Here is a 25007-nt window from a genome sequence, read left to right as displayed (position 1 = left end):
TTTTTTTGGCAAAGTCAACTTCAAATAGCGACAACTTTTTTGAACGAGTATATACAATTGCTCGTCAAATTCCCGAAGGGAAAGTTACTTCTTATAGCGCTATCGCAAAAGCATTAGGAACAGCTCGTTCTGCACGAATGGTTGGCTGGGCTATGAATGCTTCTCATAATTTAGATGATGTTCCAGCACATAGAGTTGTTAACAGAAAAGGACTACTTTCGGGCAAACATCATTTTGAAGGCACCAATTTAATGCAACAACTTCTAGAAAACGAAGGAATTAAAGTAGTTGATAATCAAATCGTAGATTTTGAAAAGCACTTTTGGGAACCAGAGTTCTAATTTTGGCACACAATAAATTCTAACAATTCAACTATAACAAAACTTTAAACTTCTAAACTTTAAAACTGATAAAGTTCTTATTATCTTTGCAATTCATATTCAGTTTAAATAAAAAGCAAAACACTTTTAACTTTTAAACTAATAAACTCTTAAACAAGAAAATGAAACTAGATAGAAAAGAAATTTTAACTGCATTAGAAACCATTTCGGTGGCTGGTGAAGGTAAAAATATGGTCGAAAGTGGCGCCATTCAAAATGTAATCACTTTTGGAGATGAAGTTGTAGTTGATGTACTTTTATCAACTCCAGCATTACATATTAAAAAACGCGCAGAAGTGGATATCATAAAAGTAATCCACGAGAAAGTGTACGAAAAAGCCAAAGTAAAAGTAAATATTAAGGTGGAAGCACCAGAAAAACCAGAAAACCCTAATTTAATCAAAGGGAAACAAATTCCTGGAATTTCAAATATCATTGCTGTTGCTTCAGGAAAAGGTGGTGTAGGGAAATCTACTATTACAGCAAATCTTGCGGTAACATTAGCTAAAATGGGATTCAAAGTTGGTGTTTTAGATGCCGATATTTACGGACCTTCAATGCCAATTATGTTTGATGTTGAAAATTCGAAACCCATTTCAGTTGAGGTTGACGGAAAATCAAAAATGCAACCTGTTTCAAGTTATGGTGTAGAAATTTTGTCTATCGGATTTTTCACAAAGCCAGACCAAGCGGTTATTTGGAGAGGTCCAATGGCAGCCAAAGCATTAAACCAAATGATTTTTGATGCCAACTGGGGCGAATTAGATTTCATGCTAATCGATTTACCACCAGGAACAGGCGATATTCACTTATCAATCATGCAATCGTTGCCAATTACCGGTGCGGTTGTGGTAAGTACACCTCAAGCAGTTGCCTTAGCCGATGCTAAAAAAGGAGTTTCGATGTTTATGTCGGAATCTATCAATGTTCCTGTTTTAGGAATTATCGAAAACATGGCGTATTTTACTCCAGAAGAACTTCCTGAAAATAAATATTATATCTTTGGTAAAGAAGGTGCTAAAAACTTAGCAGAAGATTTACAAGTGCCTTTGTTAGGAGAAGTGCCATTAGTACAAAGCATCCGCGAAGCAGGAGATTACGGTCGCCCAGCAGCATTGCAAACGGCTTCAGTTTTAGAAAGTGTTTTCGAAAATATCACAAGAAATGTAGTGCAAGAAACGGTGAATCGTAATGAAACTTTGCCTCCTACAGAAGCTATTAAAATAACAACAATGGCAGGATGTTCTGCTGTTAAAGGAAAATAATATGACTACAATAGAAATAAAAGATAATATTGAAAAAGCATTAGAGGAAATTCGTCCGTTTTTGAATTCTGATGGTGGCAATATTTCACTAGTAGAAATTATTGATGATAAACACGTAAAAGTCCGTTTAGAAGGTGCTTGTACGAATTGTAGTTTAAGCATCAGTACTATGAAAGCAGGTGTAGAAACTACCATCAAAAAGTATGTTCCACAAATTGAAACAGTAGAAAATATAGCATAACTGATTATTATCATATTATGTTATAGTTGAATTATTCAATTTTGCACCTTTGTAACTATTGTAACGTATAGCAAATTTTAGTATTTGTAACTTTACAAAACTAAAAGATTTTAAAACATGATTCAAACGGATATATTAATTATTGGCGCAGGTCCCACGGGACTTTTTGCCGTTTTCGAAGCCGGATTATTACAGTTAAAATGTCATATTATTGATGCTTTGCCTCAGCCAGGAGGACAGTTAGCGGAGTTGTATCCCAAAAAACCTATTTTCGATATTCCAGGTTATCCTTCAGTATTAGCTGGAGATTTGGTGACTAATTTAATGGAACAAATCAAACAGTTTCAACCTGGATTTACGTTAGGGGAAACCGCTGAAACCATTGAAAAATTAGAAGACGGAACCTTCATTGTAACCACTAATGAAGGAACAAAACATCAAGCAAAAGCTATTGCAATTGCAGGTGGCTTAGGAACTTTTGAACCAAGAAAACCTATTTTAAAAGATATCGAGTTCTATGAAAAAGAAGACCGTGGAGTAGATTATTTCGTAAAAGATCCAGAAAAATACCGTGGAAAAAATATCGTAATTGCAGGTGGAGGTGACTCAGCTTTAGATTGGAGTATTTTCTTGTCGAATGTTGCGAATTCAGTGACTTTAGTTCATAGAAGAAATGAATTTCGTGGCGCTTTAGATTCAGTAGAAAAAGTACAAGAATTAAAAAACGCTGAAAAAATTAAATTAGTTACTCCTGCTGAAGTTGTTGGGTTTAATGGTAGTGAAAGAATTACCGCTGTTGATATTGAAGTTAACGGTGCTAGAATGAAAGTAGAATGTGATTATTTTATTCCGCTTTTCGGATTAACACCAAAGTTAGGACCAATTGCTAACTGGGGATTAGAAATCGAAAAGAACGCCATCAAAGTAAATAACGCTTTAGATTATCAAACCAACATCGACGGAATTTATGCAATCGGTGACGTAAATATCTATCCAGGGAAATTGAAATTGATTTTATGTGGTTTTCACGAAGCGACTTTAATGTGCCAAAGTGTCTACAACAGAATCAATCCAGGAAAACGTTATGTATTGAAATACACCACCGTTTCTGGAGTAGATGGTTTTGATGGAACAAGAAAAGAAGCTGAAAAAGCCGTTGTAAAATCGATTGATTAAATAAAAATTTTGTTTTAAGTTTCAGGTTTCATGTTAAGCGAACCTGAAACTTGAAACCTGAAACTTGAAACTAATAATGCCACAAGACATAACCATTTTCATAACCGACAGAAACGGAGTTAAACACGAAGTGTTAGCCCCAACCGACATGAATATGAACATCATGGAGTTAATTCGTTCTTATGAATTAGCCGAAGAAGGAACTGTTGGAGTTTGTGGCGGAATGGCCATGTGCGCTTCTTGTCAGTGTTACGTTTTAAACGATGTAATCTCATTAGAACGTAATCCAGATGAAGAAGCAATGCTTTGGGAAGCCTATCACGTAAAGGATAATTCACGATTAGGTTGTCAAATTCACATAACCGAAGATTTAGAAGGTTTAGAATTAGAAATAGCACCAGAACAATAATAAAAAAGCGAGAATTTTTTCTCGCTTTTTTATTTATAATCCTCCAACTTACAAGGTCCTTCTAAAACTTCTTTTACAATTTGGAGCGTACCATTGTCGGTGGTGTCAATATACCATTTGATTAAAGTAATAGTTCCTTCCACAATTTCAATTCCTGTAATGCTTCTTGGATGCACACAACTTCCGTCATTAAAATAATGCAAAGCATTGTCTTGTGGTTTTGGGAAGCGTGGTCTGTGCGTATGTCCTGTAATTGTAATTTTATTTCCGTTTGCAGCAATCCATTTTTTAATTCTACGCTCAACTTTAATAAGTTCTACATAGTTTTTTGCTGGACTTGTTGGGTCTTTTATACCCCAAACTTGCAAAGGTTTCCAAAGAACTTGAACCAAAAAACGATTGATTTTCCAACCCACATAATTCATGAAATCAGCCTGATGACCGTGTGTTAAGAATAGTTCTTGCTTGGTTTCGGTGTTTTCTAAAACAATAGCTTCGTTATATTTTATGCCAGGGAAAAGCGGTACGTTTTTTCCTTCTCTGGGTTCAAAATATTCCGATAAAACACGTTTTACAGTATTTGGATTTCGAAAAATGAAATCATGATTACCATAAATCATGTGTAATTTTCCTTGATTGAAAAACTTTTGGAGTACTAAAAAAATGTTTTTATTTGCTTCAAAAATCGTCTTAAAAAAGATGTTTTCCCATAGTTCATCACCATCACCTAATTCGATATACTGAAAATTTTCTTTATAGTAATGATTCAAAGCATGCATGTAAATATTGCGATTATTGGCAAAATCATCAGCAAAACTGGCATCTCCACGATGACAATCACTAAACAAAATAAATTTATCTTGATTGGTAAATGGAATTCGTTTGGCTTCTTTGTAAGCTCTTGTTAAACGAGTTTGAGATGACATACTTCTTTTTTTGGAAGCATAAATATATAAAAATTATGCCATTTCAAGTTTTTGTTCCACTTGCTCTTCAATTGCATTCCAAAGTCCAATTCTTTTTTCTAAAGCTAAAACAGAAATTTCTTGAACTTCATTCCATTTTTGTTCTGAATCTCCACAAAGTTCTGCAATCATTTGCATTGCCATTGGTCCGTGTTCGTCTGCGTCTAATTCAATATGTCTTTCAAAATAGTAAATTAGTTTTGACAAATCAGTTTCAGGAAAGTTTTGTTGGAAGCTTTTTAAAATTTCGGTAAACATATTCGGAATCAAATCTTCTCTTCCAAAAGTAAAAGCTGCTGCAATTTCGTGTGGTTTTCCTTGTTCAATCACACGGAAAGTAAAATCTAAAAACGCTTTCACATTCGGATGTAAATCACTTTGCTTTATCGATACAAAAATATTTTTCGTTTCTTCTACATTCTGTAAAAATGCATTAATCTGATTTGTTGAAGCACCACATTGTGTCATCGCATCTAAATACATTTCAAAATGACTTTGACGTGTTCCGTCCAATGTTAAATCGGTTTCTTCGGCTACAACAATTTCATTAATTAAATAACGAATTTCTGGATTTCCAATGGGTAACCACGGAGTTGTAGTGCAAGTTAATTTATTTTGCAAGGCTTTTAGTAACGACATAAAATCCCAAACCGCATAAATGTGGTTTTCTAAGAAACAATGTAAATCTTCAATCGTTTTAACTTTGTTGTATAACGAATGATTTAATAATTGTTCTTTCTGATTTTGAATCGATTGGTTTATGGTTTGAATATTCATAGGGCAATTTTTATTTCTATATACGAAATTCCGACCTTTTTTGGTTTGGAATCCGTACACTACAAATGTAAAAATGCTTCCCTAAAAAGAGAAGCATTTTGTATCAATTTTATCTATTGTTCAATTATTTGAATGCAGGGAAACCAGTTACATCCATACCTGTAATTAACAAGTGAATGTCGTGTGTTCCTTCATAAGTTACTACAGATTCTAAATTCATCATGTGTCTCATGATAGAATATTCACCTGTAATTCCCATTCCTCCAAGCATTTGACGCGCATCACGAGCAATTGTTAACGCCATATCAACATTGTTTCTTTTCGCCATCGAAATTTGGGCTGTAGTAGCTTTTCCTTCGTTTCTTAAAACACCTAATCTCCAAGTTAATAATTGCGCTTTCGTGATTTCAGTAATCATTTCAGCTAATTTCTTTTGTTGTAATTGAGTTGCTCCAATTGGTTTGTCAAACTGAATACGCTCTTTTGAATAACGTAAAGCGGTATCATAACAATCCATTGCTGCTCCAATCGCTCCCCAAGCAATTCCATAACGTGCTGAATCTAAACATCCTAGTGGTGCTCCTAATCCAGATTTGTTTGGTAATAAGTTTTCTTTTGGAACTTTTACGTTGTCAAAAATAAGCTCTCCAGTTGCAGAGGCTCTTAATGACCATTTATTATGTGTTTCTGGAGTTGAAAAACCTTCCATTCCTCTTTCTACGATTAATCCGTGAATTCTTCCTTCTTCATTTTTAGCCCAAACAACTGCAATGTCAGCAAAAGGCGCATTCGAAATCCACATTTTAGCACCATTTAAAAGATAATGATCGCCCATATCTTTAAAATTAGTTACCATTCCACCTGGATTTGAACCAAAATCTGGCTCAGTTAAACCAAAACAACCAATGAATTCTCCAGTGGCTAATTTTGGTAAATATTTCATTCTTTGTTCTTCGTTTCCGTATTTCCAAATTGGATACATAACTAATGAAGATTGAACAGATGAAGTCGAACGTACACCTGAATCTCCTCTTTCAATTTCTTGCATGATTAATCCATAAGAAATTTGATCTAATCCAGCACCGCCATATTCCACAGGAATATACGGACCAAATCCACCAATTTCTCCTAAACCTTTTACGATTTGATGTGGAAATTCTGCTCTTTGTGCGTATTCTTCAATAATTGGAGATACTTCTTTTTTTACCCAAGCACGTGCAGCATCACGCACCATTTTATGTTCGTCAGATAATAATTCGTCTAATAAATAATAATCTGGAGATTGAAATAAGTCTGGTCTCATAGTTTTTGATTTGAAAGTCACAAAAGTAAGTAAAGATTTTTAACAAATCAATTAACAAGTGTTATAATTTTTTAAGAAGCTTTTTCCAGCTGTTCGCTATATCTTTTTGTTTTATCGAATTCTAAAGACATTTCGTTATTTTGTTTTAAAAGAAGAGTAAGAAAAAACAAAAAGGATGCCGCTACCATCTGGGCTAGGGTTACATCTTCAAGTAGAATTCTTTCGTTAATTCGATGTATTCAGGAGTGTAAATATGTCTAGAAATTTCAATGACTAACTCATCAATTAAAGGAGTTTGTTCCATTCTGCAAAAAGCCAATAAACTTCTTTTGATTTCCGATGTTGGTGTGCCTTTTACACGAGTAATTTTTAATGGAAATAAATCCAATTCTTTACATAAAGAAACGAATCTCTCTTCTTCTTTAAAAGGAATAATCACAGAAAAAATTCCGTTATCCGAAAGTAATAATGCAGCCGCTTCAATTAATTCTTCAAAAGGTAAAGCGTCTTCAAAACGTGCTAAATCTCTAGAAGTATTATCAGTTTTATAATCGTCTGTATAAAAAGGCGGATTGGAAATAATTAAATCGTATTCGTCTTCTGGTTCATCAACAAATTCATCCAAACCTGCATGAAAACAAAATAATTTATCACCCCAAGGAGAAGCTTCAAAATTTTCTACGCATTGTTCGTAAGCATCTTCGTCAATTTCAATTGCATCAATTTGTTCGGCGTTACTTCTTTGGGCTAACATCAAGGATAAAATTCCAGTTCCAGCTCCAATATCTAAAACATTGAATGGGTTATTGATTAATGGAGTCCAAGCGCCAAGTAATACACCATCAGTGCCAATTTTCATAGCACAACGATCTTGATTAACAGAAAATTGTTTGAATGTAAAAGTCATTGGAATTATCCAAGATAAAGGTCAACCAAACCTTCAGGAGTTTCTAAAGTAATGGTTTTGTTTGCTCTATCAAGTGCAATGATGAAATCATCAATAAGCGGAATTAAAATTTCAGTTCCGTTTTTATCAATTTCGAAAAGTGGTTGAGCGCCACTATCGTTAATAGCAACAATTTTTCCGATGTTTCCTCTCATTAGGTCGATAACATCAAATCCAATTACTTCGTGGTAATAAAATTGGGTTCCTTCTAATTTTGGTAACATTGAAAGTGGAAGATAGATTTCACTTCCCATAATTTCGTCTGCTTCTTCTTCGGTTTGAATATCTTCAAAACGAACACGTAAGAATTTTTCTTTGTGAAGCGAACTACTTTCAATAAAAAATGGAACCAGACTTTTGTTGATTTCAACAAAAACTGATTCCAAATTTTGATACAATTCGGGTTCATCGGTGTCTAAATACGCCAATACTTCCCCTTTGAAACTAAATTTTTTTGCGATTTTACCTAAATAGAAACAATCTTCTTTACGCATGGAATCGCTGTAAAATTATGCTTGAGTTTCTTCGTTGTTTTCTTCAACAGCAGGAGCTTCTTCTGCAGCAGCCTCAACTACTTCTTCAGCAACTTCTTCTGTAGCTTCAGCAGCTTTTGCAGCCTCAGCTTGAGCAGCAATACGTTTTGCGTTTGCTTCTTGTTCAGCTTTTAAAGCTTTTGCTTTTGCATCAGCTTCAGCTTTAGATAAACCAGATTTTTTTGCATCAACTTTACCAGCTTTTTCGTCTAACCAAGCTGCTAATTTAGCATCTGCTTGCTCTTGAGTTAAAGCACCTTTTCTGATACCTCCATCTAAATGGTGTTTTAATAAAGCACCTTTGTAAGAAAGAATCGCTCTAGCAGTATCAGTTGGTTGAGCCCCATTGTGTAACCATTGAACAGCTTTGTCCAAGTTTAAATCAATAGTTGCTGGATTTGTGTTTGGATTGTAAGTTCCGATTTTCTCTAAGAATTTACCATCTCTTTTTGATCTTGCATCTGCTGCAACAACCCAATAAAAAGGTTTCCCTTTTTTTCCGTGTCTTTGTAATCTAATTTTTACTGACATAATCTTGTGATTAATTTGAGGTTCTCGACCTCGGTTATTTAAGGGTGCAAATATATAAAACTTTGTAATACAAACATATTAACTATCAAAAAAAATATTTTAGAACTAATATGTGTTTATTTAGATAAAAAAGTTATTTTTGTTTCCTACTTATAATTAGAACTTAACACAATGAAAAAAATTCTTTCTTTAATAGCAATAGTAGTATTCTTTAATTCTTGTCAGCAAGATATACAAACTAACACTCCTGCTTTTCAAGCAAAATTGAATGATGTGCAGTGGAGAGCAAATGATGCAAGAGTTTCTATCGATGGTGATGGAGGAATGACGATTACTGCTTATACACCATATGAAACCGTAGTACTAAAATCAAGCGCTTCTGATCCAGGAACTTATACTTTAGGTACAAATGATTATTTGGGTAATCATGCGTCTTACACTAATGATATCGATGGGTTTGAAGATTTTTACAATACAACAACTGTTGAAGGACCAGCATTTAAATTATCTGGAATGATTACAGGCGGAACTGGTTATACAAGTGTTCCAGGTGCGCAAACGATCGGAGGTTCAGGTGTAGGACTAAGGGTTGCTACTCAAACTGCTTCAGGTGCTGTAACAAATGTAACTATTGTAGCAAGAGGTGAAGGATATGTAGCTGGAGATATCGTTACTGTAGTTGGAGGTGATGAAAATGCAACTTTTAGAGTTGTTAATGTTCAGCAAAGTAATGGAGAAATCACTATCGAAGAAGTTGATAATGGTTTATATACTGGAAAATTCAAATTTAATGTTGTTAATGCAGAAGGAGATGTTGTAACTTTCTCAGAAGGTGTTTTTTATAAGATTCCACTCTCAACATTCTAAAAAACAATTTAAAAATATTAAAACCATCTGGAGTAATTCAGGTGGTTTTTTGTTTTTGTTGATAACTTAAATTGGCATTCAATAACTTAAAATGTATTTTTGTTTTTATTCAAAATCAGCTTCTAAATTTTTCTAAAGCTTAATTATCAGATAGATGTACTTAATTTTCGATACAGAAACCACAGGATTACCTCGCAGTTGGTCGGCACCCATTACCGATACCGATAACTGGCCTCGTTGTATTCAAATTGCATGGCAGTTGCATGACGAAATGGGAAATCTTATCGAGCACCAAGATTATTTGGTAAAGCCCGAAGGTTTTAATATTCCATATGATGCCGAAAGAATTCATGGTATTTCTACGGAATTGGCAATGGAGCAAGGAATTCTCTTATCGGAAGTTTTAGAGAAATTCAACATCGCACTTTCAAAAACGAAATTTATTGTAGGGCAAAATGTAGGATTCGATGTTAATATAATGGGATGCGAATTCCATCGTATGAATATTGGTTCCGATATGACTAAAATGCCAGTTTTAGACACTTGTACCGAAATTACTGCCAGTTTATTAAAACTGCCAGGTGGTCGTGGCGGAAGATTTAAATTACCAACATTAACTGAATTACATCAATACCTTTTCAACCAACCTTTTGCAGAAGCGCACAATGCAACTGCCGATGTGGAAGCAACTACTCGTTGTTTTTTAGAGTTAATCAAAAGAGAAGTTTTTACCAAAGAAGAGTTAGATGTAACTCCAGAATATTTTAGAAGCTTCCGAGAAAAAAATCTGGGCGAAATTCAATTAATCGGATTAAAACATATTAATCTGAAACAAGCCTCTGAGGAAATCAGAGTGCGTTTGAAAAAAATTGAACAAGAGGAAGTTCAAACCACAATTTCAGAGGAAGTAAAATCAGATTTAAAAGACGCTGCTTTTGCGCATTTGCACAATCATACGCAGTTTTCAGTTTTGCAATCTACCATTGCAATTAATGATTTGGTGAAAGCTTCAGCAAAATTCAAAATGCCAGCGGTAGCCATGACCGATACTGGAAACATGATGGGTGCTTTCCATTTTGTAAGTGCTGTTATGAATCATAACAAAGCTGCTAAAGCAAAAATTGAAGCCGCAATTGAGGCAGGAGAAGAACCAACAGAAACCGAAATTAAACCTATTGTAGGCTGCGAATTCAATATCTGTGACGATCATAAAGATAAGACCAAGAAAGATAATGGTTATCAAGTAGTTTTATTGGCAAAAAATAAAAAAGGCTATCACAATTTAGCCAAAATGTCTTCAATTGCTTATACCGATGGTTTCTATTACGTTCCGCGTATCGATAGAAAAGTAGTGGAGCAATACAAAGATGACATCATTGTTTTATCCGGGAATTTATACGGAGAAATTCCAAGTAAAATTCTGAATGTCGGTGAAAGTCAAGCTGAAGACGCTTTAATTTGGTGGAAAGAGCAATTTGGTTCTGATTTCTATCTGGAATTAATGCGACACAAGCAAGAAGATGAAAATCGCGTCAATCAAACATTAATTGCTTTCGCGAAAAAGCACAATGTGAAATTGGTTGCAACCAACAATACCTATTACGTTAATAAAGAAGATGCCAATGCGCACGATATTTTATTGTGTGTAAAAGATGGTGAAAAACAAGCAACACCAATTGGTCGCGGACGTGGTTATCGTTATGGGATGCCAAATCAGGAATATTATTTCAAATCGAGTGACGAAATGAAGCAACTTTTTGCGGATTTACCCGAAGCAATTATCAATATTCAAGAAATTATTGATAAAGTGGAAGCGTATTCTTTATATCGTGATGTATTACTTCCAAAATTTAAAATTCCTGATGAATTTGAAGTTCCTGAAGATGCCGAAGACGGTGGCGTGCGAGGCGAGAATAATTATTTAAGACATTTAACTTACAAAGGAGCCGAAAAACGTTACCCCGAATTAACCGATGACATCAAAGAACGTTTGGATTTTGAATTGCTCACGATTTCCAATTCCGGTTATCCAGGTTATTTCTTAATTGTACAAGATTTCATTGCCGAAGCCCGAAAAATGGATGTTTCTGTTGGCCCAGGTCGTGGTTCTGCAGCGGGTTCTGCAGTTGCGTATTGTTTAGGAATTACAAATATCGACCCAATTAAGTACGATTTGCTTTTTGAGCGTTTCTTAAATCCCGACCGTGTTTCCATGCCCGATATTGATATCGATTTTGATGATGAAGGTCGTGGTCGTGTCATGGATTATGTAATCAATAAATACGGTTCTAATCAGGTGGCGCAAATTATTACCTATGGTAAAATGGCTACGAAGTCAGCGATTCGAGATACCGCTCGTGTTCTAGATTTGCCATTATTCGAAGCCGATAGAATCGCCAAATTGATTCCAGGAATGATGCCTTCCAAATGGAATTTAGCCCGATTTTTAGCCGAAGACGAAAGTGAAGTCAAAAAAGCATTGCGTTCGGAAGAATTTGATAAAGTCAAAGAATTAATTGGGATTGCCAACTCAGAAGATTTAGCAGGAGAAACCATTCAGCAAGCAAAAGTGTTAGAAGGTTCCATGCGAAACACCGGAATTCACGCTTGTGGAGTAATCATCACGCCAAGTGATATTACCAATTTCGTTCCTGTTACTACGGCAAAAGATTCCGATTTATATGTTACGCAATTCGATAACTCGGTAGCTGAAAGTGCTGGTTTGTTGAAGATGGACTTCTTAGGATTAAAAACCCTTACCTTAATTAAAGACACGGTGAAATTGGTGAAATATCGTTTAGGTATCGACTTAGACCCTGATAATTTTCTAATTGATGACCAAAAAACATATGAGTTATTCCAAAGAGGTGAAACGGTTGGGGTTTTCCAATACGAATCGCCCGGAATGCAAAAATACATGAAGGACTTAAAACCAACTGTTTTTGCCGATTTAATTGCCATGAATGCATTATATCGTCCGGGACCATTGGAATATATTCCTTCTTTCGTTCGTAGAAAAAACGGCGAAGAAGAAATCAAATACGATTTAGAAGCGTGTGAAGAATACTTAGCAGAAACTTACGGAATTACCGTTTACCAAGAGCAGGTAATGCTTTTGTCACAAAAATTAGCCGGATTTTCAAAAGGTGATGCCGACGTTTTGCGTAAGGCGATGGGTAAAAAACAAATTGACGTTTTGAACAAAATGAAACCTCAATTTATCAATCAAGCAGCAGAAAAAGGTCACGACCCTGTTATTTTAGAGAAAATTTGGAAAGACTGGGAAGCGTTCGCAAGTTATGCCTTCAACAAATCGCACTCTACTTGTTATGCTTGGATTGCTTATCAAACGGCTTATTTAAAAGCGCATTATCCTGCAGAATATATGGCTGCGGTACTTTCTAATAACATGAACGATATCAAGCAAGTTTCGTTTTTTATGGAAGAATGTAAACGTATGGGATTAGCCGTTTTAGGTCCAGATGTGAATGAATCGTATTATAAATTTACAGTAAACGAAAATTATGCTGTTCGTTTCGGAATGGGAGCTGTTAAAGGCGTTGGAGCAGGAGCTGTTCAAACTATTGTTGAGAATAGAAAAGACGGAAATTACAAATCTATTTTCGATTTAGCCAAACGTATTGATTTGCGTGCTGCGAATAAAAAAGCATTCGAAAACTTAGCATTAGCAGGTGGTTTTGATGGTTTTACCGAAACTCATCGAGCTCAATATTTTCATCATGATGGCGATGGAATTACGTTTTTAGAAAAAGCGATTCGTTATGGTTCGAAATTTCAAGAAAACGAAAATTCATCGCAAGTAAGTTTGTTTGGCGATGCTTCGGAAGTACAAATTGCAGAACCACAAGTGCCACCATGTGAAGAATGGAGTACAATGGAAAAGTTAGCCAAAGAAAAAGAAGTCGTTGGAATTTACATTTCGGGACATCCGTTAGATGATTACAAGTTTGAAATGAAATATTTCTGCAATGCAAAATTAGAATCGCTTAAAAATTTGGAGCAACATTTGGGCAAAAACCTTTCTTTTGGAGGAATTGTAACCAATGTACAACATAGAACTGCCAAAAACGGAAAAGGTTGGGCAACTTTTGTATTAGAAGGGTATGACGAGAGTTACGAGTTCCGAATTTTTGACGAAGAATATTTGAAGTATCGTCATTTCTTGTTGCAAAATCAGTTTGTATATTTTAAGATTAACGTGAAAGAAGGTTGGGTAAATCGTGAAACAGGTAAAAAATCTGATCCAAGAATTCAGTTTTTAGATGCCAAAATGTTAGCCGATGTGTTGCCAACGTTTGCTAAAAAACTATTTATCCATTTAGATATTAAAGATCTGCATTCCAATTTTGTTGCAGAATTGAACGAGCTTTTTGCTGCAAATGCGGGTGATAATTCGGTGACTTTTGAAGTTATGGAATTGGAAAAAATTAAAACTACAGCAGCAGATGTTTCACTAATAACGCCAATTGATGTTGATGAAGAAGTGATTGATGAAGCAGGTGAAGATGTAGAAATGAATATTGAAGTTCCAGTAGAGAAAGAAGAAATTATTGTAAAAACAAAACTTTCTATGCCAAGCCGAAAATTGAAAGTAAAAATTTCGTCCGAGTTACTTCAAGAATTAGAAAAAATGCAAGTCAATTTTAAATTGAATTAGTTTTTTAGACAAAAGATGTAGATTGTTTGCAAAAGTTATTAACAATTATATAATCTTATTTGATGGTTATTTGATTAAAGTATAGTATGTTTGTGTTAAGCCCTTATAAATAAAGAGAAGTTTATTTGATGGTTATTTGATTATGGAGCAAGAAAAGTTAATAAATATTGTAAATGATTTGGCAAAACAACCTAACGAAAGTGAATGGGTTGAGTTTAAACATAATTATCATTCAGCAGAAGAAATAGGGGAGCGAATTTCTGCATTAGCTAATGGAGCGTGTTTGCATAATCAGCCTTTTGGATATCTTGTCTATGGAATTGAAGATAAAACACACAAAATATTAGGTACAACTTTTAATATTAAATCTGCAAAAAAAGGAAAAGAAGATATAGAAAGTTGGCTAATTAATAGACTAGAACCCAAAATTGATTTTAGAACTCATTGTTTTGAATACAAAGAAGGAATAAATATTTCATTAGTAATTATTCCAAGTGCCATAAATAGACCAGTAAGTTTTCTTCATAAGCCGTATGTAAGAATTTCAAGTTATACTAGAAACTTGAATGAGTTTCCAGAAAAAGAAGCTAAAATATGGCGAAAAGAACCAGTTAAGCCCTTGGAAGAACAATTAATAAAGCAAAAATTAACTTCAAATGAAGTTGTAAATTTATTAAATACTCAAACTTATTTTGAATTACTAAAATTACCTTATCCTAATAATCAGGAAGCAGTAATAGAAAAATTCGTTTCAGAAAAATTTATTAAAAAAAATAAAGATTCCTACGATATTACTAAGTTAGGAGCCATACTACTAGCTAAAAATTTAGATGAATTTGAGGAGGTAGGTAGAAAGGCAGTTCGTGTTATTGTTTACAAAGGGAAAAACAAGATTGACACAATAAGAGAGCAAATAGGGAAACGAGGTTATGCCGTAGGTTTTGAGGGATTAATAGATTGGATTAATGGTCAACTTCCAGCTAATGAGGAAATAGGAAGAGCTTTTAGAAGTGAAACTAGAATGTATCCTGAAATTGCAATAAGAGAACTTGTTGCAAACGCAATTATCCATCAAGACTTTAGTGAAAAAGGATTTCCAATGATAGAAATATTTTCAGATAGAATTGAAATTTCGAATCCGGGAATTCCATTGATTACACCTCAACGATTTATTGACGAGTATGTTTCCAGAAATGAAAGGCTTGCGGATGTTTTAAGAAGGTTTGGAATGTGCGAAGAGAAAGGTAGTGGTATAGATAAAGTTATTTTTTATAATGAAATGTATCAATTACCAGCAGTAGATTTTATTGTGTCTGAAAAGAGAACAAGAATAACGCTTTTTAGTTATAAAGATTTGAGTAAGTTAGATAAGAAAGATAAAATAAGAGCTTGTTATCAACATGCTTGTTTGCGATATGTTTCAAATGACATTATGACTAATCAAAGTTTAAGAGAGCGCTTTCAAATAGAAGAGCAAAATTCAGCTATTGCATCAAGGATTATTAAAGATACAATAAATGATGGGTTAATAAAAGATGATGATCCAATGAGTAATTCAAGAAAATACAAAAAGTATATTCCTTTTTGGGCTTGATAATTTTTTAATCAATTCTAACAATATAAGAATAATTAAAACTGATTTTTAAAAGCGAAATCATTTCAATTTAATTCCTAAATTTGCATTCATAATAAGTATAAAACTAAATAGAAAAATATGGCATTAGCAATAACAGATGCTACTTTTGATGAGGTAGTATTAAAATCAGACAAACCAGTAGTAGTAGATTTTTGGGCAGCTTGGTGTGGACCATGTAGAATGGTTGGACCAGTTATCGACGAAATCCACAGCGAGTACGAAGGAAAAGCAGTAGTAGGAAAAGTGGACGTAGATGCAAACCAAGAATTTGCTGCAAAATACGGTGTTAGAAACATCCCAACAGTATTAATTTTCCAAAACGGAGAAGTAGTAGGAAGACAAGTGGGTGTTGCGCCTAAAAAAACCTATACTGATGCAATTGACGCATTACTATAATCAACAGAAAATAGATAAGGAAAGGTTCAGCGAAAGTTGAGCCTTTTTTGTTTTTAAAACACATAGTTACATAGGGTTTTATTATAATTTTTTCGTTTTGAAGAGTTCATATAATAAAAATCAGTTTTAATCTGCGTTTCGCCTGAGCGAATCCGTTTTATCCGCTTCCCATTTCTAAAATCTTTTTCTATCTTTACGATATGAATTTAGAATCTCAAATACAAAAAATCTCCAGTTTTCAGCATTTGGAGCTTTTGGCTAATCAAATTGTCGAAGGTTTTATTTCGGGTATGCACAAATCGCCTTTTCATGGGTTTTCTGCAGAGTTTGCCGAACATAAAATCTATAATCCAGGAGAAAGTACCAAACATATTGATTGGAAGTTGTTTGCTAAAACCGATAGATTATATACCAAACGCTACGAAGAAGAAACCAATTTGCGTTGCCATTTGATTTTAGATAATTCGTCTTCGATGCATTATCCAAAATTGAAAGATAATCAACAGTTTTATGAGAATAAAATCGGATTTTCGGTGTTGGCTTCTGCGGTTTTGATGAATTTGCTTAAAAAACAACGCGATGCTGTTGGATTGAGCGTTTATTCAGATACCTACGAATTCTATGCTTCAGAAAAGGGGAGTGATCGTCATCATCGCATGATTTTAAATAAGCTGGAAGGTATTTTAGAAAATCATAATCAAACCAAAAAAACAGATACAGTTACTTTTTTACATCAAATTGCCGAAAATATTCACCGTCGTTCGATGGTAGTTTTGTTTACCGATATGTTTCAAAACGAAGATAGCGAGAAAATCTTCAAGGCACTACAACATTTAAAACACAACAAACATAAAGTGGTAGTTTTTCATGTGTATGATAAAAAAACAGAATTAAATTTCAGTTTTGATAACACGCCAAGAAAATTTATCGATGTTGAAACAGGAGAAGAGATTAATTTATTTGCCGAAAATACACAAGAATCGTATCAAAAAAAGGTTGAAGAATTTTTCAAAACAGTAGAAACAACCTGTATGCAGTACCAAATTAAGTATGTTCCAGTTTCTGTAGATGAAAAATTTGAAAAAATTATGACTACGTATTTAGTTGAAAAACAAAAGTTTGGGTAAAAGCGATAAAAAAAGTTTAATATTTTTCTAAAAAATATTTGCAGGAATGAAAAAGCGTAGTATATTTGCACTCGCAATCAAGCACTGGTTTGGTAGTTCAGTTGGTTAGAATACATGCCTGTCACGCATGGGGTCGCGGGTTCGAGTCCCGTCCAGACCGCCAGTAAAGAGGAAGCCTTTCGTAAAAGAAAGGCTTTTTTGCCCTCTTAAAATATTTAAAATAGTTGTGTTGTTTAGGTACGAAAGTACCAAAAGGTTTAGTAGTTAGACCAATGGAAAGCTTTGCATTTATGCAGAGCTTTTTTGATTTATATACTTTTTGAGTATTCCTTTATATATTCCAATTTATTAAATTTTAAAAGAAAAATCACTTTTAAACCATTTTTTTAGTTGTAACTAATAAATTAGTTTGTATATTTGTTTTTATAAACTAAAAAATTAGTTCGTAAAATGAAACAATTAACTAAAGCAGAAGAAGAGATAATGCAGGTTTTGTGGGAATTGGAAATTGCAAATGTAAAAGAAGTAATTACTATGTTAGCCTCGCCAAAACCAGCTTACAATACTGTATCAACAATTATTAGAATATTGGAAAGTAAAAATTTTGTTTCCCACAAACAAGAAGGGAAGTGGCATTATTATTTTCCGCTAATAAATAAAGAGGAATACAGCAATTCGTCCATAAATAAATTAGTTGAAAATTATTTTGAGGGTTCGTTTAATGAAATGGTATCTTTTTTTATTAAAAAGAATGATGTTAAATTATCAGATATAGAGTCGTTATTAAAAGAAATTAAAAAATAAAGTAATGAGTGCTTTTTTAATTTATAGTCTTCAAGCAATTATTTTGCAAGCTTTATTTGTAATTGTGTTTGAAATTTTCTTTGAGAAAGAAACTTTTTTTAAAGCGAATAGAATATACTTAATTGGGTCATTGATTTTGTCATTTATTATTCCGTTGATAGAAATTCCGATTAATTTGATTGATCAAGAACAAGCAATAATTCAATTAAAAGAAATTGTAATTACAAGAAATAATTCTGTTTTCAATATTGATGAAAAAGCTAGTGCATATTCATTTATTTTTATAATTTATTTAATCGGATTTTTAATCTTTTTTGGGCTTTTCTTCTATAAATTAATTAAAATTTTCAGCCTAATAAAAAGTTCAAAACATTTTAAAAATAATCAAAGTAATTTGTTTTATATAGAGAATTCTAATCAAGCATTTTCTTTTTTTAATTTTATTTTTATCGGAACCGATAATCAAAATTTTGATGTAATTGTAAAACACGAATTAGTTCATGCAAAGCAATGGCATTCATTAGATATTCTTATTGTTGAAATATTGAAAATTGTATTTTGGTTCAACCCAATTTTATATCATTATCACAAAAGATTTATTGAACTTCATGAATTTGAAGCAGATATGAAAAGTGCAAACGAAGACAAAAAAAAATATTTCGAAGTTTTACTTTGCCAAATTTTAAATTGTAATTCTATTTCATTAACAAATAATTTTTATAATCAATCATTAATCAAAAAACGAATCGTTATGTTACAAAAATCAAAATCAAAAAGAAGAGGAATTGCAAAGTATTTAGTAGTAATTCCAGTAGTAGTGTTGTCAATGACTGTATTTTCTACAACAATTGTTGCTCAGGAAGTAAAAAAAATTGAAAAAGTTGTGGGAAATAAGCCAAATGAAACTACAGAAACAGCACCAAATCAAACTACAAAAACTCCTTCTACAATGGTAAAAATGGAGCCAAAAGTTAATACAGAGGTAAAGGTTGAAGAAATTTCAGATGATATTCCGTTTGTAGTAATGGATCAAATTCCGCTATTTCCTGATTGTGTTGGAGTTGAAAAATCCGCTCAATTTGATTGTTTTCATACTCAAATGCAACAACATATTAAACAAAATTTTACCTATCCTGTTGAAGCTATGAAAAAAAATATTCAAGGAAGAATTATGATTGAATATTTAATTAATAAAAATGGTGACGTTGAAATTTTAAGGGTTAGGGGTCCAGTAAATTCTGAATTATTGCAAGAAGAAGCCAAACGGATTATTAGTTTATTGCCTAAGTTTATTCCCGGAAAGCAAAAAGGTAAAATCATTGGTGTTAAACACGTAATTCCAATTACTTTTAAAATACAATAAAATTGAATTGAAATAGAATATTAAACTCCATAATTTATTTTGTGGAGTTTTTTATTAAAACCAAACCGTTCTATTTTGCCACACTAAAACTAAAAAAAGTCCTAAAAAAAGTAAACTCACCAGTACTTTCATAAAGGTTCCAGCTAAAAACCCAATAAATGAACCAGTAGCAGCTTTGAATGCTCTTCCTTTTTCTTGAGAGTTATAAATAAGTTCTCCCACGAGTGCTCCAACAAAAGGTCCAATTAAAAACCCAAACGGAATTGGAGCAAAAATTCCAACAACTAAACCAATATTTGTTCCCCAAATTCCGTATTTACTTCCGCCAAAATACTTTGTTCCTTTTGCAGGAATTATATAATCTAAAATGCCAATTATAAATGCTATTAGTAGAGTGACTGCTAAAATCCAATAATTTATCGAAATACTTTCACATAAATATAGCATCAAAATCCCAACCCAACTAATAGGCGGTCCTGGCAAAGCAGGAAGAATACTACCAATAATACCAACTAGCATTAAGATGAAACCCAGAATCAATAAAAAGTATTCCATAAGATTTTAGTTATTGTCTAACAAATTTATAACTTTGTTTCATACTTTTTTAATTATTTGATTCTATGAGAATTGTTTTTATACTTTTTATTTCTTTTCTATTTGTTAATCTAGCGGTTGCTCAAGACAAAAATATGTCAACACAAGAGCGTTTGAAAGAATTGGCAAGAATTAAAAAAGAGTCTGACGAACAAAAAAAGAAAGAATGGGATGCATATTTAGTTCGTGTTAAGGAAAGTAAAATTGCAAAACAGCAAAAAAAGCAAGCTGATTCCATTGAGAAGTCGAAACTAGCTGATAATATCAAAAAAGATGTAGATGATTTTCCTAAATGTGGTGATCAAGAATCACCTTATTACATGAGAAAAAGTACGACAACTGGTTTTGAAGAAAAAATTACTTTTACAGATTATATTAGAAAGCATATTATGACTAAATTGAATTATCCTGAATTTGCAATGGATCACGAATTACAAGGAAGGGTTATGGTTCATTTTATTATTGATAAAGAGGGAAATCCGCAAATTAAAGAAGCAATTGGCCCAAAAAACGGATTGATTTTAGAGGAAGAAGCAATACGTATAATTAAATCATTGCCAACTGCTATTCCAGCTACTTGCGATGGAGAACCGATAAATGTTTTGTATGCAATACCTATAAACTTTCAGATGCAAGAGTAATATGAAAAAAATAATTCAACTGCTTTTTTTGATTTTAGTAATTCAATCTTGTCAATACTTCGATAAACAAGTGCCTGATGAAAAGGAATTATTAGAGCAAGAATTAAAAAAAATCAATTGGGATGAAGTGGATGAATTTCCATCTGTTTTGCAATGCGATACCATTAAAGATGTTGAAATAAAAAGACAATGTTTTTTCGATTACTTAGCACAAACAATTCAGGAACGAATAGGAATTGACACCTTGCAGATGTTGTATCCAGAAATGGACACTATAGAAGTAAAAGTGACTATAAATCCTGATGCAAGTTTGCAATTTGAACCTCAGTTTTCAAAAGACAGTGTAACGTATGATAAAGTAAAAATTGATAGTATTTTAACCGCACGTTTGTCTGATTTTCCAAAAGTTGAACCCGCAATTAAAAGAGGAATTAAAGTAAAAACTCAATTTGTACTTCCCGTAATTATTAAAGTTGAAAAGTAGTTTATTTCTTAAAGTTTCTTCCTTTCCAGCTATATTTTCCAAACAAAGAGTATATCGCTACTGAAACACTAAAAAACGGATACAACAAACTACTTGCCAATACATATTGTAATTTCGATTCGAAGAAATTTGCCGTTTTATAAATCAAAATAAAATCAATTAGGAATTTTAAAGCAACAAAAAGCATGAAAATGTTTTGATCCAATAAACCTACCAACCAAAGTAGAAAACTCACTATCCAAGTCAAATTCTCGCCAAAAACCACCAGCGCTAACAGCTTTCCATAAATAGATGAATAACCAGTACTTTTTGAAGCCCAACGAACCCTTTGCTGAAACAATTCAGACCAAGTGGCAACTGGTTTTGTAGCAACAATACTTTCTTTAGCTAATAAAAAGCCAACTTTCTTCGGAGCAACTGAAACTGCTTTTTGAAGTAGAAAAACATCGTCTCCGCTAGCAATGGTTTCATTTCCTTGAAATCCGTTTAATTCCTTGAAAAATTGTTTGGAATAGGCAAAATTAGCACCATTGCACATAAAAGGTTTCTCAATTCCAAAACTTCCAATCGTAGCGCCTTGTAAACTAAGGAAATCCAAATTCTGAAAGGCCGACATAAGACCATTTTTAGGAAGATAACAAACGCCAGAAGCTACCATTTCTGCTTCATTTTCCTGAATATATTGATCATAAATTGTCAACCAATCTTTCTGAACCAAACAATCGGCATCAGTAGTAATAATCCAATCATTTTTGGCAATTTCAATTGCAGTTTCAATCGCATCTTTCTTCGGTGAATTTGATTTTCTTTCGTTCTTAATTAATCGAATTTCAAACTTCCATCTTCCATCTTCCATCTTCCAACCATCATAAGAATCATCATCCACCAAAATAATTTCAACCAAATCCTTCGGATAATTCAATAGCGAAATCGAATGTAATAAATTCGGAAGATTCTCTTTTTCATTTCGGAAAGGAACCACAATGGTAAAAGAGGTTTTTGGAGTGAATTCTGCTTTTGAAAAACGTCTCATCCGATTAAATCCATAAATCAGTTGCCCGATGAATAGGATGTAAATAAGAAAAACGGTTCCGAGAATTAGTTCTAACATACGAATAAACTATTTTGAAGTATTCAACTTAAATCGCATTACGTAATAACTCCCAATCACCACAGGTAAAACTACGTTCAAAAACCACATCAAGGTACTAATGAATATCACAATCCATTCGTTAATGCCATATTTTCCAAAGAAAAACATAGCGACACTTCCTTTTACAGCAAAATCCAAAAATTGGAAACTTGGTAACGATGAAGCTAAAAAGTAAACCGCAGCAATGGAACTAATCAAAGTTAAATAAGGTAAATCTACATCAAAAACTAAAAACAAAACATAATATTGATGTGAAAAAACTAAGTAACGAAAAACACCAAGCAAAATATTTTTACGGTGAATCTTCTTCGGAATTTCGTTTATTTTATGCAATAATTTTTGAATCGAATACCCTTTTATGGTGATGTTTTTTGAGAGAATAGAAGCAAAAAATAATGCAACTGCAATTCCAATTATCGCTAAAGCCCATTTCCAATATCCAATTAAAATCAATCCAATAGTTCCGAAAATAATGGTCAAAATCATTTGGATTCCGTTACAAATCAGGTTTAAAAACACTACTTTTTTGGTTTGCTCTTTTTTGAAAAACATAGCTTTTCCAGCATATTCGCCTAAACCATTTGGCGTGAAAATTCCAGCAGTTAAAGCACCTAAAACTTGTTTGCTTGCTTCGCCAACAGAAATCGGTTTAATAAAACTCACTAAATTCTGCCACTTTAAAATCTCAAAATAACGATTCGCAACACTAAACAATAATATAAAAATGATAGTTGTTATCGAAGTTTTTTCCAAAACCAAAGTTTGAAACTTACTCCATTCTAATTTCGAATTTCCTGCAATTTGGCCATAAATAAAATAAAACGCACCAATTACAATCAAAAGTTTGATAGTAAAAACAAGGAATTGCTTAGCTTTGTGTGGAATTGTAATCATTGGTACAAAGAAACGAAACTTTACACTAAAATTGGCAAACGAACGCATCATATTAGGAATTGACCCAGGAACGACGATTATGGGTTTTGGATTAATCAAAGTAGTCAACAAGAAAATGGAATTTCTTCAGTTGAACGAACTCATTTTGTCCAAATACGACAACCATTATCAGAAATTAAAAGTCATTTTTGAACGAACGATTGAGTTAATCGACACACACAATCCAGATGAAATTGCTATTGAAGCACCTTTCTTTGGAAAAAACGTACAATCGATGCTGAAATTAGGAAGAGCACAAGGAGTTGCCATGGCTGCCGGACTTTCGAGAGATATTCCCATTACTGAATACGAACCAAAAAAAATTAAAATGGCAATCACCGGTAACGGAAACGCCAGTAAAGAGCAAGTTGCTAAAATGTTGCAACAACTATTAGGTTTAAAAGAATTACCAAAAAATCTCGATTCAACCGATGGTTTGGCAGCAGCAGTTTGTCATTTTTTCAATTCTGGAAAAGTAGTTGGCGAAAAAAGTTATTCGGGTTGGGATGCTTTTGTGAAGAATAATGAAGATAGAGTAAAAAAATAGTTTTCAGTCTCGGTTTTCAGTCTCAGTACTGCAAACTGCGACTGTGACTGAATACTAATAAAATGTCAGGAATCTACATCCACATACCTTTTTGCAAGCAAGCTTGCCACTATTGCGATTTTCATTTTTCTACTAATTTGAAGAAGAAAGATGAAATGGTTTTAGCATTAGCGAAAGAAATTGAAATGCGAAGCAAATCCATCACCCATCACACATCACCCATCACCGAGCAAATTGAAACAATTTATTTTGGTGGTGGAACGCCTTCAATATTGCAGATTGAAGATTTGAGATTTTTGATTGATGAAGTATATCGAAATTTTAAAGTTGTCGAAAACCCTGAAATTACAGTTGAAGCCAATCCAGATGATTTAACTGAAACGCGAATAATAGAATTATCAAAAAATAAAGTCAACCGTTTATCTATCGGAATTCAATCGTTTTTTGAAGATGATTTACAGCTGATGAATCGTGCGCACAATGTGGAAGAAGCTAAAAAATGTTTAGAAATTGCCACACAATATTTCGATAATATTTCCATTGATTTAATTTACGGAGTTCCTCAAATGTCTAATGAAAAATGGTTGCAAAACATTGAAACGGCTTTGTCTTTTGGTATGCCACATATTTCGAGTTATGCTTTAACGGTTGAACCTAAAACCGCTTTGCATTCGTTCATTCAAAAAGGAATTATTCCGCAACCTGATGATGAAGTGGCACAAGAACATTTTCATATTTTGGTCGATAAACTTTCGGAAAACGGATTCATTCATTATGAATTATCGAATTTTGGAAAAGAAAACTATTTTTCCAAAAACAATTCGAGTTATTGGTTAGGCAAAAAATACATCGGAATTGGTCCGTCAGCACACAGTTATGATGGAAAAAATCGTGGTTGGAATGTGTCAAATAATTCACTTTATATCAAATCCATTCAAGAAAATAAATTGCCAATCGAAATCGAAACCTTGACCAAAACTGACCGCTATAACGAATATATTATGACGGGTTTGAGAACGATTTGGGGCGTTTCATTTGAAAGAATCGAACAAGAATTTGGAAAAACTTATTTGGATTATTTGAACCAACAAGCAGCAAAATTCATAGAAGATCATTTGTTGTTTGTGGATGATAATATTTTGCGAACCACAAAAAAAGGAAAGTTTTTGAGTGATGGAATAGCTTCCGACTTATTTTTACTAAATTTGGAGTAAAAGTAACACAGTAAATCTGCGTTAGAATATCCGTTAAATCTGCG

25 protein-coding genes and 1 tRNA gene are annotated in these 25007 nt (G+C 33.2%); 17 read left to right on the top strand and 9 right to left on the bottom strand.

Annotated features, from left to right (window positions below; all coding sequences use genetic code 11):
• Positions 1-5 precede the first annotated feature (5 nt).
• The 5 genes from M9Q43_RS00605 to M9Q43_RS00585 all read left to right on the top strand — a co-directional run bounded on the left by M9Q43_RS00605 (position 6) and on the right by M9Q43_RS00585 (position 3471).
• The gene (locus M9Q43_RS00605) at positions 6-341 is read left to right on the top strand and encodes an MGMT family protein (protein WP_262317050.1); all 336 of its coding nucleotides are present in this window, start codon (positions 6-8) and stop codon (positions 339-341) included.
• Positions 342-502: 161 nt separating this feature from the next.
• On the top strand, positions 503-1645 hold the full coding sequence (locus M9Q43_RS00600; protein ID WP_262317049.1) for an Mrp/NBP35 family ATP-binding protein: 1143 nt from the start codon (positions 503-505) through the stop codon (positions 1643-1645).
• A gap of 1 nt (position 1646) precedes the next feature.
• A complete protein-coding gene (locus tag M9Q43_RS00595) occupies positions 1647-1886 on the top strand; it encodes a NifU family protein (RefSeq protein ID WP_262317048.1) in 240 nt (79 codons plus the stop codon).
• 117 nt (positions 1887-2003) lie between these two features.
• Entirely contained in the window at positions 2004-3062 is a 1059-nt protein-coding gene (locus M9Q43_RS00590) for an NAD(P)/FAD-dependent oxidoreductase (RefSeq protein WP_262317047.1), read from the top strand.
• A gap of 76 nt (positions 3063-3138) precedes the next feature.
• Positions 3139-3471 carry a 2Fe-2S iron-sulfur cluster-binding family protein gene (locus tag M9Q43_RS00585; protein WP_262317046.1) on the top strand — a complete coding sequence of 111 codons (333 nt, stop codon included), beginning with the start codon at positions 3139-3141 and terminating at the stop codon, positions 3469-3471.
• Between the two features lie 29 nt (positions 3472-3500).
• On the opposite strand, the gene M9Q43_RS00580 is transcribed toward M9Q43_RS00585, so the two are convergent.
• From M9Q43_RS00580 to M9Q43_RS00555, 6 genes are all read right to left on the bottom strand, one after another.
• The gene (locus M9Q43_RS00580; RefSeq protein ID WP_262317045.1) at positions 3501-4397 is read right to left on the bottom strand and encodes a metallophosphoesterase; all 897 of its coding nucleotides are present in this window, start codon (positions 4395-4397) and stop codon (positions 3501-3503) included.
• 33 nt (positions 4398-4430) lie between these two features.
• On the bottom strand, positions 4431-5213 hold the full coding sequence (locus tag M9Q43_RS00575; RefSeq protein ID WP_262317044.1) for a DUF3050 domain-containing protein: 783 nt from the start codon (positions 5211-5213) through the stop codon (positions 4431-4433).
• A 124-nt stretch (positions 5214-5337) separates the two neighbouring features.
• Positions 5338-6516 (bottom strand): acyl-CoA dehydrogenase family protein, encoded by a 1179-nt coding sequence (locus tag M9Q43_RS00570; protein WP_133608551.1) that lies wholly within the window; start codon positions 6514-6516, stop codon positions 5338-5340.
• 199 nt (positions 6517-6715) lie between these two features.
• Positions 6716-7375, bottom strand: coding sequence for a tRNA1(Val) (adenine(37)-N6)-methyltransferase (locus M9Q43_RS00565; RefSeq protein ID WP_262317043.1), 660 nt, complete (start codon positions 7373-7375; stop codon positions 6716-6718).
• A gap of 53 nt (positions 7376-7428) precedes the next feature.
• Positions 7429-7956: a ribosome maturation factor RimM gene (gene rimM / locus M9Q43_RS00560; protein ID WP_133608547.1), complete on the bottom strand. Its 528-nt coding sequence runs from the start codon at positions 7954-7956 to the stop codon at positions 7429-7431.
• 15 nt (positions 7957-7971) lie between these two features.
• Positions 7972-8526, bottom strand: a complete 555-nt coding sequence (locus M9Q43_RS00555; protein WP_262317042.1) for a 30S ribosomal protein S16 — start codon at positions 8524-8526, stop codon at positions 7972-7974.
• Between the two features lie 171 nt (positions 8527-8697).
• On the opposite strand from M9Q43_RS00555, the gene M9Q43_RS00550 reads away from it, so the two are divergent.
• From M9Q43_RS00550 to M9Q43_RS00515, 8 genes are all read left to right on the top strand, one after another.
• Entirely contained in the window at positions 8698-9393 is a 696-nt protein-coding gene (locus tag M9Q43_RS00550) for a DUF6252 family protein (protein ID WP_262317041.1), read from the top strand.
• 154 nt (positions 9394-9547) lie between these two features.
• Positions 9548-14071, top strand: coding sequence for a DNA polymerase III subunit alpha (gene dnaE / locus M9Q43_RS00545; RefSeq protein WP_262317040.1), 4524 nt, complete (start codon positions 9548-9550; stop codon positions 14069-14071).
• A gap of 142 nt (positions 14072-14213) precedes the next feature.
• The gene (locus M9Q43_RS00540; protein WP_262317039.1) at positions 14214-15665 is read left to right on the top strand and encodes an ATP-binding protein; all 1452 of its coding nucleotides are present in this window, start codon (positions 14214-14216) and stop codon (positions 15663-15665) included.
• 120 nt (positions 15666-15785) lie between these two features.
• On the top strand, positions 15786-16103 hold the full coding sequence (gene trxA, locus M9Q43_RS00535; protein ID WP_133608539.1) for a thioredoxin: 318 nt from the start codon (positions 15786-15788) through the stop codon (positions 16101-16103).
• Between the two features lie 200 nt (positions 16104-16303).
• The gene (locus M9Q43_RS00530; protein WP_262317038.1) at positions 16304-17230 is read left to right on the top strand and encodes a DUF58 domain-containing protein; all 927 of its coding nucleotides are present in this window, start codon (positions 16304-16306) and stop codon (positions 17228-17230) included.
• Between the two features lie 86 nt (positions 17231-17316).
• A tRNA-Asp gene (locus M9Q43_RS00525) sits at positions 17317-17393 on the top strand.
• A 287-nt stretch (positions 17394-17680) separates the two neighbouring features.
• Positions 17681-18034, top strand: a complete 354-nt coding sequence (locus tag M9Q43_RS00520; RefSeq protein WP_262317037.1) for a BlaI/MecI/CopY family transcriptional regulator — start codon at positions 17681-17683, stop codon at positions 18032-18034.
• A 4-nt stretch (positions 18035-18038) separates the two neighbouring features.
• Positions 18039-19397 carry a TonB family protein gene (locus tag M9Q43_RS00515; protein WP_262317036.1) on the top strand — a complete coding sequence of 453 codons (1359 nt, stop codon included), beginning with the start codon at positions 18039-18041 and terminating at the stop codon, positions 19395-19397.
• A 54-nt stretch (positions 19398-19451) separates the two neighbouring features.
• Here the strand turns inward: M9Q43_RS00515 and M9Q43_RS00510 are convergent, their stop codons facing one another.
• Complete coding sequence (locus M9Q43_RS00510) at positions 19452-19952, bottom strand: DUF456 domain-containing protein (RefSeq protein ID WP_262317035.1); 501 nt, start codon at positions 19950-19952, stop codon at positions 19452-19454.
• 134 nt (positions 19953-20086) lie between these two features.
• Here M9Q43_RS00510 and M9Q43_RS00505 point away from each other — a divergent pair, with 134 nt between their 5' ends.
• Both M9Q43_RS00505 and M9Q43_RS00500 read left to right on the top strand, forming a co-directional pair.
• Entirely contained in the window at positions 20087-20632 is a 546-nt protein-coding gene (locus tag M9Q43_RS00505) for an energy transducer TonB (RefSeq protein WP_262317034.1), read from the top strand.
• Between the two features lies 1 nt (position 20633).
• Positions 20634-21116 (top strand): hypothetical protein, encoded by a 483-nt coding sequence (locus M9Q43_RS00500; protein ID WP_262317033.1) that lies wholly within the window; start codon positions 20634-20636, stop codon positions 21114-21116.
• A 1-nt stretch (position 21117) separates the two neighbouring features.
• Here M9Q43_RS00500 and M9Q43_RS00495 read toward each other — a convergent pair whose 3' ends face one another.
• Both M9Q43_RS00495 and M9Q43_RS00490 read right to left on the bottom strand, forming a co-directional pair.
• Complete coding sequence (locus M9Q43_RS00495) at positions 21118-22227, bottom strand: glycosyltransferase family 2 protein (RefSeq protein ID WP_262317032.1); 1110 nt, start codon at positions 22225-22227, stop codon at positions 21118-21120.
• Between the two features lie 9 nt (positions 22228-22236).
• Positions 22237-23163 (bottom strand): hypothetical protein, encoded by a 927-nt coding sequence (locus M9Q43_RS00490; protein ID WP_262317421.1) that lies wholly within the window; start codon positions 23161-23163, stop codon positions 22237-22239.
• 31 nt (positions 23164-23194) lie between these two features.
• Here M9Q43_RS00490 and ruvC point away from each other — a divergent pair, with 31 nt between their 5' ends.
• Both ruvC and hemW read left to right on the top strand, forming a co-directional pair.
• Positions 23195-23749 (top strand): crossover junction endodeoxyribonuclease RuvC, encoded by a 555-nt coding sequence (ruvC, locus tag M9Q43_RS00485; protein WP_133608526.1) that lies wholly within the window; start codon positions 23195-23197, stop codon positions 23747-23749.
• 62 nt (positions 23750-23811) lie between these two features.
• The gene (hemW, locus tag M9Q43_RS00480; RefSeq protein ID WP_262317031.1) at positions 23812-24963 is read left to right on the top strand and encodes a radical SAM family heme chaperone HemW; all 1152 of its coding nucleotides are present in this window, start codon (positions 23812-23814) and stop codon (positions 24961-24963) included.
• The last annotated feature ends 44 nt before the right edge of the window (positions 24964-25007 follow it).

Origin of the sequence: Flavobacterium odoriferum (genome assembly GCF_025499515.1) — a bacterium.
In the GTDB taxonomy this organism is placed as follows: Bacteria; Bacteroidota; Bacteroidia; order Flavobacteriales; family Flavobacteriaceae; genus Flavobacterium; species Flavobacterium odoriferum.
Note: the sequence above shows the minus strand (reverse complement) of the source record. Positions and strands in the feature narration are given on the sequence as shown.